18 protein-coding genes are annotated in these 12,004 nt (G+C 72.2%); 10 read left to right on the top strand and 8 right to left on the bottom strand.

Features of this window, described 5'->3' with window-relative positions; all coding sequences use genetic code 11:
* Positions 1 to 175: 175 nt before the first annotated feature.
* From AB0H12_RS25505 to AB0H12_RS25470, 8 genes are all read left to right on the top strand, one after another.
* Positions 176 to 379, top strand: coding sequence for a hypothetical protein (locus tag AB0H12_RS25505; RefSeq protein ID WP_499625910.1), 204 nt, complete (start codon positions 176 to 178; stop codon positions 377 to 379).
* An 18-nt stretch (positions 380 to 397) separates the two neighbouring features.
* A complete protein-coding gene (locus AB0H12_RS25500) occupies positions 398 to 916 on the top strand; it encodes a hypothetical protein (RefSeq protein WP_499625908.1) in 519 nt (172 codons plus the stop codon).
* A gap of 95 nt (positions 917 to 1,011) precedes the next feature.
* Positions 1,012 to 1,443, top strand: a complete 432-nt coding sequence (locus AB0H12_RS25495) for an SRPBCC domain-containing protein (RefSeq protein WP_499625906.1) — start codon at positions 1,012 to 1,014, stop codon at positions 1,441 to 1,443.
* 5 nt (positions 1,444 to 1,448) lie between these two features.
* Positions 1,449 to 1,790, top strand: a complete 342-nt coding sequence (locus AB0H12_RS25490; RefSeq protein ID WP_499625904.1) for an ArsR/SmtB family transcription factor — start codon at positions 1,449 to 1,451, stop codon at positions 1,788 to 1,790.
* A 79-nt stretch (positions 1,791 to 1,869) separates the two neighbouring features.
* A complete protein-coding gene (locus tag AB0H12_RS25485; RefSeq protein WP_499625902.1) occupies positions 1,870 to 2,577 on the top strand; it encodes a DUF899 domain-containing protein in 708 nt (235 codons plus the stop codon).
* 184 nt (positions 2,578 to 2,761) lie between these two features.
* Complete coding sequence (locus tag AB0H12_RS25480) at positions 2,762 to 3,208, top strand: FAS1-like dehydratase domain-containing protein (RefSeq protein WP_499625900.1); 447 nt, start codon at positions 2,762 to 2,764, stop codon at positions 3,206 to 3,208.
* The gene (locus tag AB0H12_RS25475) at positions 3,205 to 3,606 is read left to right on the top strand and encodes a MaoC/PaaZ C-terminal domain-containing protein (protein WP_499625899.1); all 402 of its coding nucleotides are present in this window, start codon (positions 3,205 to 3,207) and stop codon (positions 3,604 to 3,606) included. Before AB0H12_RS25480 ends, AB0H12_RS25475 begins: the two co-directional genes overlap by 4 nt.
* Entirely contained in the window at positions 3,603 to 4,304 is a 702-nt protein-coding gene (locus tag AB0H12_RS25470; protein WP_499625897.1) for an SDR family oxidoreductase, read from the top strand. The genes AB0H12_RS25475 and AB0H12_RS25470 overlap by 4 nt, the downstream gene beginning before the upstream one ends.
* A 59-nt stretch (positions 4,305 to 4,363) precedes the next feature.
* On the opposite strand, the gene AB0H12_RS25465 is transcribed toward AB0H12_RS25470, so the two are convergent.
* Both AB0H12_RS25465 and AB0H12_RS25460 read right to left on the bottom strand, forming a co-directional pair.
* On the bottom strand, positions 4,364 to 5,011 hold the full coding sequence (locus AB0H12_RS25465) for a response regulator (RefSeq protein WP_499625895.1): 648 nt from the start codon (positions 5,009 to 5,011) through the stop codon (positions 4,364 to 4,366).
* Positions 5,008 to 6,177, bottom strand: coding sequence for a sensor histidine kinase (locus tag AB0H12_RS25460; protein ID WP_499625893.1), 1,170 nt, complete (start codon positions 6,175 to 6,177; stop codon positions 5,008 to 5,010). Before AB0H12_RS25460 ends, AB0H12_RS25465 begins: the two co-directional genes overlap by 4 nt.
* A gap of 187 nt (positions 6,178 to 6,364) precedes the next feature.
* Here AB0H12_RS25460 and AB0H12_RS25455 point away from each other — a divergent pair, with 187 nt between their 5' ends.
* Both AB0H12_RS25455 and AB0H12_RS25450 read left to right on the top strand, forming a co-directional pair.
* Positions 6,365 to 6,688, top strand: coding sequence for a hypothetical protein (locus AB0H12_RS25455; RefSeq protein ID WP_499625891.1), 324 nt, complete (start codon positions 6,365 to 6,367; stop codon positions 6,686 to 6,688).
* A 30-nt stretch (positions 6,689 to 6,718) separates the two neighbouring features.
* Positions 6,719 to 6,928 carry a hypothetical protein gene (locus AB0H12_RS25450; RefSeq protein WP_499625889.1) on the top strand — a complete coding sequence of 70 codons (210 nt, stop codon included), beginning with the start codon at positions 6,719 to 6,721 and terminating at the stop codon, positions 6,926 to 6,928.
* A 76-nt stretch (positions 6,929 to 7,004) separates the two neighbouring features.
* On the opposite strand, the gene AB0H12_RS25445 is transcribed toward AB0H12_RS25450, so the two are convergent.
* From AB0H12_RS25445 to AB0H12_RS25420, 6 genes are read right to left on the bottom strand one after another with little or no spacing between them, the layout of a single operon-like run.
* A complete protein-coding gene (locus AB0H12_RS25445) occupies positions 7,005 to 7,805 on the bottom strand; it encodes an ABC transporter permease (protein WP_123742034.1) in 801 nt (266 codons plus the stop codon).
* A complete protein-coding gene (locus tag AB0H12_RS25440; protein ID WP_230568257.1) occupies positions 7,802 to 8,755 on the bottom strand; it encodes an ATP-binding cassette domain-containing protein in 954 nt (317 codons plus the stop codon). The genes AB0H12_RS25445 and AB0H12_RS25440 overlap by 4 nt, the downstream gene beginning before the upstream one ends.
* Entirely contained in the window at positions 8,752 to 9,360 is a 609-nt protein-coding gene (locus AB0H12_RS25435; protein ID WP_499625887.1) for a hypothetical protein, read from the bottom strand. Before AB0H12_RS25435 ends, AB0H12_RS25440 begins: the two co-directional genes overlap by 4 nt.
* A gap of 21 nt (positions 9,361 to 9,381) precedes the next feature.
* Complete coding sequence (fabI, locus tag AB0H12_RS25430; protein ID WP_499625884.1) at positions 9,382 to 10,206, bottom strand: enoyl-ACP reductase FabI; 825 nt, start codon at positions 10,204 to 10,206, stop codon at positions 9,382 to 9,384.
* Positions 10,207 to 10,209: 3 nt separating this feature from the next.
* Entirely contained in the window at positions 10,210 to 11,184 is a 975-nt protein-coding gene (locus tag AB0H12_RS25425; RefSeq protein WP_499625881.1) for a TauD/TfdA family dioxygenase, read from the bottom strand.
* A gap of 17 nt (positions 11,185 to 11,201) precedes the next feature.
* Positions 11,202 to 11,975, bottom strand: coding sequence for a thioesterase II family protein (locus AB0H12_RS25420; protein ID WP_499625879.1), 774 nt, complete (start codon positions 11,973 to 11,975; stop codon positions 11,202 to 11,204).
* Between the last annotated feature and the right edge of the window lie 29 nt (positions 11,976 to 12,004).

Here is a 12,004-nt window from a genome sequence, read left to right as displayed (position 1 = left end):
ACCGGCTCCTGCGCCGCGACTGGGTGACTTCGGACCGTCCGCGTCGGCGTGGGAAGGCCCGGTGGAACGCCCGACTCCCGAGTCGCGGACGCAGCGGGAGGTGTCCTCGGACGACGGTGCCCGGCCCGGGTGGCAGTCAGCCTTGCCGGACAGCGGAACTGGTGAGGGACGGCTGGTGGAGAACGTGGTGTCCGCGACGCACGACTCGCACAATTTCGGCTACACCGACCACCACACCGGCCGCCACCACGACGCGGTCACGCGCCACCAGCGGGCCCTTGGGATGTACCGCGACGGGGCCACCGCTGGCTCGCACGTTCGGTACACGGTTGGTAACGCAAAGCGAAAGGTGGCCGATGACCACCATGTACGCCGTTGAGACATCGGGAGGTCCCGGATGAACGCGAGCAAGGCCGCCGCCGCCGTCTGCCTGGCCGCCGCCGCGACGTCGGTCGGCGTGGCGCCGACGGCGAGCGCCGCCGTCGAGCAGGCCTGCCTGGTCAACGAAGTGGTGACGTTCAGCGAACCGGTGACCAACACGCCGAACACGGTCACCGTCACCGTCGAGGGCCAGCTCTTCAACTGCGCCAACGGCTCGGCGGCCACCGGTTCCTACACCGAGATCGCCACCCTGCCGGACTACACCTGCACCGCGCTGTTCTACCAGGGCGCCGGCACGCGGACCTTCACGTGGACCGACCCGGCCGTCGCGCCGAGCACGTTCTCCTACAACCGGACGTCCAGCCGGGTCGGCGCGAACATCGTCATCGTGCTGCTCGGTTCGATCAGCTCCGGCACGTTCGCCGCCCACCCCGCGAAGGCGCAGCTGACCGCGTTGAACCCCGACCCGATCAGCTGCGCCACCACGGGCGTCTCGCGGCTGTCCCTCGTCGGAGCCCTCACCGTGGGGCTGTGACCGCACCACCCGATCGTGGCCTCGGACCACGTGGACCACACGGTTGCGCTACGGTTGCAACCGTATGGTTGCTACTCACGAGAGGCCGTCCCGCCATGGGTTTTCCCGATCACATCGAGCGGGTCGTGGAGATCGCTCAACCGCCGGCCAAGGTCTGGGCGGCGATCACCACGGCCGAGGGGCTGGGCACGTGGTTCGGCAATGAGGCGACGATCGACCTGCGCCCGGGCGGCACCGCGCGGGTGACCTGGTCCGACGGGCCGACGGTCGAACTGCGCGTGGAACGGGTGGAGGAGCCCACCGTGTTCGCCTTCACGTGGCCGGTCTTCGGCATGCCCGCGGACGACCCGCGCCGCACGTACGTCGAGTTCACCCTGGAAGAGGTCGGCTCCGGCACGCGGCTCAAGGTCGTGGAGAGCGGGTTCGCGCAACTGCCGGAGGACGGCTACGGCAAGGGTTACGAGGCGCACAGCCAGGGTTGGACGAGCGAGCTGGGAGAGCTGGTCGACTACCTCGGACCCGCCTGACGCCGATGCCGCCCGACGTCGAAGCGGTCGCCGAACGGGTCTTCACCGCCCTGTCCGACCCGACCCGGCGCACCATCCTGGCGGCACTGGCGGCGGGCGGCCCGGCCACGGCCACCGACCTGGCCGACCGCCTGCCCGTCACCCGGCAGGCGATCGCGAAGCACCTCGCCCTGCTCACCGACGCGGGCCTGGTGCTGGCGGAGCCCGGCGAACGGCGCCGGGTGCGGTTCCGCCTGCGCTCCGCGCCGATGCGGGTGGCGCAGCAGTACCTGGCGGCGCTGGCACGCGACTGGGACGGACCGCTCAGCGCGCTGAAGGACCACCTCGACCGCGACCCCACCGGATGACCGCGGCCGATCACGGACCACCCACCTCAGCGGTGGGCTGCCGTGCACGTCAACCCGAAGTGGAAGGTGGACAGCCACGATGAAAACCCCTCCGATCGTGTCCGCGTCGGCGTGGGAGGACGCTCGCCGGGAACTGCTGGTGCAGGAGAAGGAGCTGACCCGGGCACGGGACGCGATGGCCGCGGCACGTCGGCGGATGCCGTGGTTCGAGGTGGAGAAGGAGTACGCGTTCGACACGCCGCGCGGCCGGCAGAGCCTCCTCGACCTGTTCGAGGGCCGACGGCAGCTGATCGTCTACCGGGCGTTCTTCGAGCCCGGCGTGCACGGCTGGCCGGACCACGCGTGCCCCGGCTGCTCCCTCGTGACGGCCGACCAGATCGGGCACCTCTCCCACCTCAACGCCCGCGACACCACCCTCGTGCTCGCCTCGCGCGCGCCCCAGGCCGACATCCGGCGGTTGAAGGAGCGGATGGACTGGAGGATGCCCTGGGTCACCATCCTCGACGAGTTCGACGTCGACTTCGGCGTCGACGAGTGGCACGGCACCAACGCGTTCATCCGCGAGGGCGACCGCGTGTTCCGCACCTACTTCATCAACGAACGCGGCGACGAGGCGTTGGGCAGCACGTTCAGCTACCTGGACATGACCGCGCTCGGCAGGCAGGAGGACTGGGAGGACTCGCCCGAGGGCTACCCCCAGACCCCGCCGTACTCGTGGTGGAGGTGGCACGACGAGTACACCGACACGGCACCCTCCGCCACCGACGGGTCTTCCGGGACGGGGTGAGCACCCACCGGCGGCGCGGAACGATCCGGTGCGCGTGGACCCGATCGTTCCGCGCGATCGGGCGGGTTGTCCGCACGGATCGGATAGCGCTCGAAAATACAGCGGAAATATAGATTTCGGAAAACCGTCGCGGTATTCACGTGCACCCTCGCGGTGCGGCGGCGAGCGCGGGTACGGTTCGCCGATGATTGATCCGGGGTTCGTCGGGAAACGGCTCGATCCCGTTGTGCTGCGCGTGCCGCGGGAGCGGGTGGTCGCATTCGCGCGGGCCATCGGCGAGGACGGCGCGGTGCACGTCGACATCGACGCGGCGCGGGCGGCCGGTCATCCCGAGTTGGTGTTGCCGCCGACGATGCTGTTCGGGTTGGAACTCGAGGCGCGTGGCGAGGAGTTGTTGGTCGACATGGGGCTCGACCCGTTGCGCGTGTTGCACGCCGAGCAGTCGTTCACCTATCACCGGAACGCGCACGCCGGCGACGAGTTGCGGTTCGAGAGCGTGGTCGCCGACGTTTACCAGCGGATGGGCGGGCGGTTGGAGTTCATCGTGCAGGAGACGTCCGTGCACCGGGGTGGTGAACACCTGGTGGATTTGCGGCAGGTGCTCGTGATCGAGGAAAGGGAGGCGGCGTGAACGCGCCCGCGGTCGGTGACCGGCTGCCCGTGACCGAGGTGCCCGCGATCACCCGGGAGAAGCTTCGGGAATTCGCAGTCGCGTCCGGCGACGACAATCCCGTGCACCTGGACGACGCCGCGGCGCGGCAGGGCGGGCTGGACGGGGTCGTGACGCACGGGATGCTCGTCATGGCGCACCTGGGCCGGCTGGTCACGTCGTGGCCGGCGGCGGGCGCGCTGCGGTCGTTCAAGGCCCGGTTCACCGCGCCGACGCCGGTCGGCGCGCGGGTGACGTGCGGCGGGAAGGTCGCGTCGGTCGACGTGGTGGCCGGGACGGCGCGGGTCCAGGTGACGGCGACCCGGGACGACGGCGTCGCGGTCGCACGCGGCGAGGCGGTCGTGGAGCTGGCGTCATGACGCGGTCGGTGCTGGTCGTCGGGGCGAGCCGGGGTATCGGCGAGGCGGTGGCGCGGGAGTTCCGGCGCGCCGGCGACCGGGTGGCGGGCACGCACCGCGGGTCGGGCGTGCCGGTCGACGGGGTGTTCGGGGTGGAGCTGGACCTGGCCGACGCGGACCGGGTGGTTGACGCCGTCGCCGAGGTCACCGCGCACCAGGGCGCGCCGGAGGTGGTCGTGCTGAACGCGGGCGTGACCCGCGACGGGCTGGTCGCGCGGATGCCCGAGGAGCACTACCGGGAGATCATCGAGGTGACGCAGCTCGGCGCGTTCCGCGTGGTGCAGCGGGTGCTGCCCGCGATGGCGAAGGCGCGGGCGGGGTCGATCGTGCTGGTCTCGTCGGCGTCGGCACGTGCGGGGTCACCCGGTCAGGCGAACTACGCGGCGGCCAAGGCGGCGTTGGAGGGGTTCGCGCGGTCGGTGGCGCTGGAGTACGGGCGGCGCGGTGTGCGGGTCAACGTCGTCGCGCCGGGCCCGGTGGACACCGACATGGTCGCCGTGCTGACGGACGCGCAGCGGCAGGCGTTGATCGACCAGGTGCCGCTGGGCCGCCTGGCGCGGCCGGAGGAGATCGCCGAGGTGGTGCGCTGGGTCGCGGGCTCCACGTACGTGACCGGTGCGACGATCCCCGTCACGGGCGGCGGCGCGCTCGGCTGGTGAGGCCCGGGCAGGCCTGGCGGGGCCCGGTGCGGCCCGGCGAGGCCTGGTCCGACCCCGCGTCACACCAGGTCGTTCTCCTGGGCGTAGATCGCCGCCTGGACGCGCGAGCGCAGGTCCAGTTTCGTCAGGATGCGGGAGACGTGGGTCTTCGCCGTCGCGCCGCTGATGAACAGCTCGTGCGCGATCTGGGCGTTCGACAGGCCGCGACCGAGGCAGCGCAGGACGTCCAGCTCCCGCTCGGTCAGCTGGTCGAGGCGGCTGTCGAGGACCGGCTGGGCCTTCACCGGCGCCTCGGCGTACGCCTTGATCAGCTTGCGGGTGATCTCCGGGCCCAGCACGTTCTCGCCCGCCGCGACCAGCCGCACCGCCTCCACCAGCCGCGGCGCGTCCACCGACTTCAGCAGGAAGCCCGCGGCGCCCGCGCGCAGCGCCGCGAACACGTACTCGTCCAGGTCGAACGTCGTCAGCACGAGCACCTGGGCCACGCTGTCGCCGTGCAACGCCTTGGTCGCGGCGATGCCGTCCAGGCCGGGCATGCGGATGTCCATCAGCACCACGTCCGGCCGCAGCGCCCGCGCCTGGCTGATCGCCGTCGCCCCGTCACCCGCCTCGCCGACCACCTCGATGCCCTCGGCGTTGCCCAGGATCAGCACAAGACCCGCGCGGATGGCCGCGTGGTCGTCCACGACCAGCACCCTGATGCTCACCGCTCCACCCCGGGCAGCGGCAGCACCGCGCGGACCTTCCACGACCCGTCGGACGGCCCGGCGGTGAGCGAGCCGCCGACCGCCGCCGTGCGCTCCCGCATGTTCAGCAACCCCGTGCCGAGCCCACCTCCGTCACCGCCCTCCCGCAGCTCGTTGACCACTTCCAGCACCATCTCGGTGTCGGTGCGGCGCAGTTCCAGGACGACGTTCGTGCGCGGTGCGTGCTTCATGGCGTTGGTCAGCGCCTCCTGCGCGATCCGGTACGCGGTCAGGTCGACCGCGGCGGGCAACGGCTCGGTGTCGTCGTACTCCACCCGGACGTCCAGCCTCATGCCGCCCGCCTGCGCCGACTCGATGAGCCGGGACAACTGGGCCAGCCGCGCGGGCGCGGTCGGCTCGTCCGGGTCGGTGACGTCGGCGCGCAGCAGGTTGATCATGGCACGCATCTCGTCCAACGCGCTGACGCTGTTCTCGCGCACGGACTTGAGCACCACTCGCGTCATCGGGTCGTCGTCCTTCAACGACAGCGCCGCCTCGGCCTGGATGGCTATCGCGGACAGGTGCCCGGCGATCACGTCGTGCAGGTCACGGGCCATGTGCGCGCGTTCGGCGGCGACCGCGGCGGTCCGGTCCAGCTGGGCGATCTTGGCCAGCTGCCGGGCGTTCGCCCGCTCCACCTCCGCCATCCGCTGGTGCTGCCGGACGTTCGTCGCCCACCACACCGGGATCAGCAGGAACGGCAGCACGGCGAACGCGGCCAGCACCGTGGCGCGCCAGCCGGGCACCAGCAGCACGGTCGCGGTGATCGTGCTGATCGACGTCAGCACGGCGATCGGCACCATGTCGCGGCTGAGCCGGCGCGGGCCGTAGAGCGTGGCCGCGTAGAGCAGGTCGGCGTACACGACGAGGGTGGGCGTGCTGACGCCGATGACGCAGTCCACGAGCAGGAACGCCGTGCCCACCGCGAGGGCCGTGCCCGGCGCGATCCGGCGGAACGCCTCCACCACGCAGATGCCGCCGAACAACAGCACCCGCACCCACAGCGGAATCTGGTCGTCCAGGCGGAACAACGGGTACAGGCCGGTGAGGAACAAGACCGAACCGACCAGCAACGAGCTGATCACGATGAGCGCGTCGTGCTGCCACTCCGGCAACTTCCGGAGCACGGAGACAGCGCGACTCAGTCCGGCCTGCACCGCGCGATCACAGCACACGCCACCGCGGCTCGCATCGGCCGAAGTGATGACCCGTGATCGCTCCGACCGCCGATGCCGCGCGAACGCCCGCTTCGCGATGATGTCCTCACGGCAGGCGCACGGGCCGCCGACCACACCGGGAGGAGCGGATGTCACCATGAAAAGCGTGGCGGTAGCACTGGCGGTGGTGTCGGTTTTCGCGCTGAGCGGCTGCGAACCGTCCGCGAACCAGAGTTCACCGGACAACACCGACGAAGGTCGGAAGACCTTGCTGTGCCACGTGGCGAACGGGTGGGTGTCCGCGGGTCCCGACGGCAAGAGCGAATCGGCCAAGACGTTGGCATCGGTAATCGACGACATCGCCGGGAACATGGACGAATCGTCGCAGACCGCCAAGGTGTTGACCGCGGCCCGGCAGTTGTTGTCGGACAACGCCCAGGACATCTCCGAGGGCGCCGCGAAAATCAAGGAACTGTGCTGAGGGTGTGCCCGCGCCCGACAAGGAGGACAAGTGGCTGAGGGCAAGGTGAACGACGGTCGGTGGGCCCCGTGGTGGGTGTACGTCGTCCTGATCGTCGGGTCCAACCTGATCAAGCAGTACTTCATCGGCGGCAAGGTGTCCGACGTGGCCAACGTCGCGATCACGGTGGCGATGGTCGGTGTGCTGATCTTCGTCATCACGGCGGTGTACCGGTCGATGTTCGCCACCCGGCGGCGGTGACGTCGACCGGGACTCGGCGGCCTCCCCTGGCCGCCGCACGGTAGGTGGGACGGGCGCCCGTCCCACCTACCGCTGTTCACCGGGCCGCCACGCGGCGGTAGGCGCGCATGCTCAGCGGCACGAACACCGCCACGATCAGCAGCGACGACAGCCAGGCGTAGGCCAGCGCGTGGTCGTCGGGCCACGAGCCGGACACGACGTCCAGCCCCGGCACGGTGTTGCCGAACAGCCCGCGCACCGCGTTGATCACGGCGGTCAGCGGGTTCCACTCGGCGATCACCCGCAGCGGGCCCGGCATCGACTCCTCCGGCACGAAACCGGACGACACGAACGTCAGCGGGGTCAGCCAGATCAGGCCGGCGCTCTGCGCGGCCTCCGGGCTCGGCGAGACCAGCCCGATGAGCGCCCCGATCCACGACATGGCGAACGCGAACACCAGCAGCACCAGGAACGCCAGCACCGCGTCCAGGAAGCTGCCGCGCACCCGCCAGCCGATGAGCAGGCCGCACAGGCACGTCACGAGCATCGCCACGACGCTCACCGCGAGGTCGGACAGCGTGCGGCCGACCATCACCGACACCCCGGACATCGGCAGCGACCGCAGTCGGTCGATGAAGCCCTTGCGCAGGTCCGTCGACAGGCCGATGACGGTGAACGCGGAGTTGAACGCCAGCGTCTGCACGAGGATGCCCGCCAGCAGGTACTCGCGGTACGCCGCGCCGCCGAGCAGGCCGCCGAACACGAACCCGAACAGCAGCACGAACATCACCGGCTGCACCACCGCGGCGAACGCCCAGTCGACGCTGCGCCGCACGTGCAGCAGGTTGCGCCAGGCGATCATCCAGCCGTCGACGGCGACCTTGGCCACTGCGGTCACGAGTCCTCCCCGTCGTCGGCGCGGTCGGTGAGCATCAGGAACACGTCGTCCAGCTTCGGCCGGTGCAGCGACACGTCGAGCACGCGCACGTCGAGCGCGTCCAGCCGCTGCAACGCCTCCATCAACGTCTTCGGGCCGACGTGCACCAGCACGTGCGCCCGGCGCAGGTGCTCGTCCACCACGGGCTCGGCCGCGCCGACCTCGGCGAGCACGCGGGTCAGCTCGGGCAGGTCCGCGTGGTCGGCGACGACGATCTCCAGGCGTTCGCTGCCGACGCGGGCCTTCAGCTCGTCGGACGTGCCCCGCTCCACCACCCGGCCGCGGTCGATCACCACGATCGAGTCGGCCAGGTGGTCGGCCTCCTCCAGGTACTGGGTCGTGAGCAGCACGGACGCGCCGTCGTCCACGAGCCGCCGCACCATCTCCCAGGTGTCGAGGCGGGACCGCGGGTCGAGGCCCGTGGTCGGCTCGTCCAGCACCACCACCGGCGGCCGGGCGACGAGCGCCCCCGCCAGGTCCAGCCGCCGTCGCATGCCGCCCGAGTAGGTGCGCAGCAGCCGGGACGCGGCCTGCTCCAGCCGGAACAGCGCCAGCAGCTCCCGGGCCCGCGCCCGCGCCGCGGCGGCCTTGTACCCGTACAGCCGACCGACCAGGTACAGGTTCTCGTACCCGGTCAGGCTCTCGTCCACGGCCGCGTACTGCCCGGACAGGCCGATGCTGCGGCGCACGTCGGCCGACTGCGAGACCACGTCGTAGCCGGCCACGCGGACGTCGCCCGCGTCGGGCCGCAGCAACGTCGTCAACACCCGCACCATCGTGGTCTTGCCCGCCCCGTTGGGGCCCAACAAGCCCAGCACCGTCCCGGTGGGCACGGTCAGGTCCACGCCGTCGAGGGCGCGGTGCGCCTTGTACGACTTGACGACGCCTCGCGCCTCGACGGCTGCGGTCACCGTTCCTCCTCTGTGTGGTCGTCCGCCCCGACCGGCGCCCTGGGCGGGAACAGCGTCACGCGCAGCGGCCGGCCGACCAGCCAGATCGCGGTGACCGCGGCGAGCTGGATCTCGAAGTTCCACAGCTCGACCGTGCTCGGCCCGCCGATCAGGAACATCACCAGCGTCAACGCCGACGAGATGCCCAGCGCGGCCAGGCAGCGCAGCCACATCGCCCACTCGTGCCGTTGCCGGGCGCGGCCGCGGCGGGGTGGGCGGGCCGGCTTCGGGCCACCGGCGAAGCGGTGCGCGAACCACGCGTCCGCCCGCGCCACCAGGTACGGGCCGAACGCCACGCTGATGCCCAGGTAGGCCGCGGCCAGGCTGTGGGTCATGCCCGGCGTGCCGCCCGTGCGCAGGTCGACGGCGCACGCCACCACCAGCACCAGGTCGACCACCGGCACGCCCGCCAGCAGCGCGCCGCCCAGCCGGGGCTTGCGCAGCGCGTACCGGGCGAGCAGGCCCGAGGCCAGCACCACCCAGAACGCGATCTCGCACGCCACGATCAGGTACAGCACGAACGGGTCCTGCCCCGTCGCCTGCGCTTGAACCGCTTGGACCGGCACCGGGAACCCCACGTCCCGTGATCACGATCGCGCCGACGGCGGCGGTGCCGTGGCGGGGACACCGGGCCGGTCGCCGACCACGTGCGCGCCGCCGTCGACGTGGACGATCTCGCCGGTCGTCGCCGGGAACCAGTCCGACAGCAGGGCCACGCACGCGCGCGCGACGGGCGTGAACTCCTGGTCGTCCCAGCCGAGCGGCGACTTGCCGTGCCACCGCAGGCCTTCGCGGCGAGCGGCTTCGTCACCGCCCGGCCCGATCGCGACGGCCGCGGTGGTGCGCAGCGGACCGGCGGCGACGAGGTTGACGCGGATGCCGTCGCGGCCGAGGTAGGACGCCAGGTAGCGGGCGCAGGACTCCAGCGCCGCCTTCGCCACGCCCATCCAGTCGTACTCGGCGTAGGCGTGCGAGGCGTCGAAGTCCAGGCCCACCACGGAACTGCCCGGTCCCAGCATCGGCCGCACGGCCCGCACGAGCGCCTGCAACGAGTAGGCGGAGACGTGCAACGCCGGCGCGACGTCGTCCCAGCGCGCGGTGAGGAAGTTGCCGCCGAGCGCTTCGGCCGGCGCGTAGGCGACGGAGTGCAGCACGCCGTCCACGCGGTCCGCGTGCGCGCCGATCCGGTCCGGCAGGGACGCGAGGTGGTCGGCGTCGGTGACGTCCAGCTCCACCACCGGCGCGGGCGACGGCAGGCGTTGCGCGAGCCGTTCCACCAGCCGCACGCGGCCGTAGGCGGTGAGGACGACGTTCGCGCCTTCCTCCTGCGCCAGGCGTGCCACGTGGTAGGCGATGGACGACGGCGTGAGCACGCCCGTCACGAGCAGCGTCTTGCCCTTGAGCAGGTCCACGGCTCAGCTCTCCAGCACGTAGCCGTCGCCGGGGCGGTGGCCCCGGGAGCGGCGGAGGTCGGCGAAGACGAACGTGCGCTGCAGCCAGCGGTCCGCGCCGTCGTAGCGCGGGGTGAACGCCGACCGGCCGTGCACGGTGACCCGGTTGTCCACGATCGCCAGGTCGCCCGCGGTCAGCCGCAGCGCGTTGAACGAGTTGTCGAACAGCTCGCCGAGCTCGGCCATCGCCGCAACCGCGCGTTCGGTGACGGGCCGGGTGGCCGCCTGGTCGACGCACAGGTCCGGGTCGTCCGGGTCGCCGTGCAGCACGGCGCGCGGCGGCACCTCGCCGGACGTCGCGCCGAACGAGGGCGGCGGCGCGGTGACGAACTCGGCCGACGACAGCGCCGAGCGGGCCTGCTCGCCCAGCTTCGGCAGCACCTGGCGCGAGCACACCAGCCGCAGCTCGGCGATCCGCTCGTGGTCCGGCCGCACGCACCCCAGCAGCACGAAGTCGGGCCGGTGCCGGTGGAAGGCGTTCTCGGTGTGGAACGTCAGGTGCGCCGACCCGACGTTGCCCTGCACCTCCTCCTTGCCCGGCACCGGCACCACGTTCTGCACCAGCGCGCCGGACTTCTCCGCGCGGAACGCGCCGGGGTCGCCGAGGCCGTGCGCCACGAGCACGAGCACGGCGGCCGACACCGTCGCCTCGCGCACCACGGAGCCCTCGGCCTTCGGCGTCGGCGGGAGGTTGTGCTCGTCCACGGGCAGGTTGCGCAGCAGCAGCGCGCCGCCCGCGCCCGAGTCGCGGCGGAACTCCTTGAGCGCGTGCCGCAGCGTCGCGGGCGCGTCCTCCCACGACCGGCGTGCGGCGGCCACCCACTCGGGGCTGTCGAGCCGCCCGCCGGCCACGTCCAGCAGGTCGCGGGCGATCCGGTCGAGCCACTCGTGCTCGACGGCGTCCAGCGTGGCGGTGGTCAGCGTGTCTTCGTTGGCCAACAACATTTCCCTCACCCTCAGTGAGTCGTCACCGGGCGGACCCGCCCGAGGTGCGCGGAGATCGCCCCGAGCAGGGCGGTCGGGTCGTGCCGGAAGTAGAAGTGGCCGCCGTCGAACGCGCGGTGCTCGCGCAGCTCGCCGGACGTGGCGAGGTCACGCCACGCCTCACCGCCGTCCGCGTCGACGTCCGGGTCGGCGTCGCCGCGGTAGACCACGAGCGGCGTGGCCACGGGCGGCGGCGCGTCAGGCGCGTACCGCTCGATGAGCCGGTAGTCGGCGCGGATCATCGGCAGCAGCAGTTCGCGCAGGTCGGGGCTCTCCAGCGCGGCGGCGTCGGCGCCGGACACGCGGGTGATCTCGGCGACGAGCGCGTCGTCGTCGCGGGTGTGCAGGTCGCCGGGCGCGCGGCGGTGCGGCGCGGTGAACCCGGAGGCCACGAGCAGGGCCGGCGGGTGGCCGCGCTCCTCGCACCGCCGGGTCACCTCGTACCCGATCGCCGCGCCCATGCTGTGCCCGAACAGCACGACCGGCCGGTCGGACAGCGGCGCGAGGACGTCGGCGAGGACGTCGGCCATCGCCGCCATGTCGTCGACCGGCTCGTCGACGAGGCGTTCCTCCCGCCCGGGGTACTGCACGACGCGCACCTCGACCGACGCGGGCAGCCGCACGCCCCAGTCGCGGTAGTAGCTCGCCGACCCGCCCGCGTGCGGCAGGCACACGAGGGTCGCCGCGGCCGACGGCCGGGGCGTGCGCGTGCGCAGCCAGCGGTCGGCGGTGGTCGTGGCCGCCATGCGCACCTCCTTTGTCGTGGACGGGTCTG

The sequence above is a fragment of the Actinosynnema sp. NPDC023794 genome, from assembly GCF_040639675.1.
Taxonomy (GTDB): Bacteria; Actinomycetota; Actinomycetes; order Mycobacteriales; family Pseudonocardiaceae; genus Actinosynnema; species Actinosynnema luteola.
This window is presented reverse-complemented; position numbering and strand designations above follow the sequence as displayed.

Excerpts from the sequence above, each read along its gene's own strand:
- AB0H12_RS25495 (WP_499625906.1), top strand. The coding sequence starts at position 1,012 with ATGGGTTTTCCCGATCACATCGAGCGGGTCGTGGAGATCGCTCAACCG.
- AB0H12_RS25500 (WP_499625908.1), top strand. The coding sequence starts at position 398 with ATGAACGCGAGCAAGGCCGCCGCCGCCGTCTGCCTGGCCGCCGCCGCG.
- AB0H12_RS25420 (WP_499625879.1), bottom strand. The coding sequence starts at position 11,975 with ATGGCGGCCACGACCACCGCCGACCGCTGGCTGCGCACGCGCACGCCC.
- AB0H12_RS25490 (WP_499625904.1), top strand. The coding sequence starts at position 1,449 with ATGCCGCCCGACGTCGAAGCGGTCGCCGAACGGGTCTTCACCGCCCTG.
- AB0H12_RS25480 (WP_499625900.1), top strand. The coding sequence starts at position 2,762 with ATGATTGATCCGGGGTTCGTCGGGAAACGGCTCGATCCCGTTGTGCTG.
- AB0H12_RS25485 (WP_499625902.1), top strand. The coding sequence starts at position 1,870 with ATGAAAACCCCTCCGATCGTGTCCGCGTCGGCGTGGGAGGACGCTCGC.
- AB0H12_RS25470 (WP_499625897.1), top strand. The coding sequence starts at position 3,603 with ATGACGCGGTCGGTGCTGGTCGTCGGGGCGAGCCGGGGTATCGGCGAG.
- AB0H12_RS25455 (WP_499625891.1), top strand. The coding sequence starts at position 6,365 with ATGAAAAGCGTGGCGGTAGCACTGGCGGTGGTGTCGGTTTTCGCGCTG.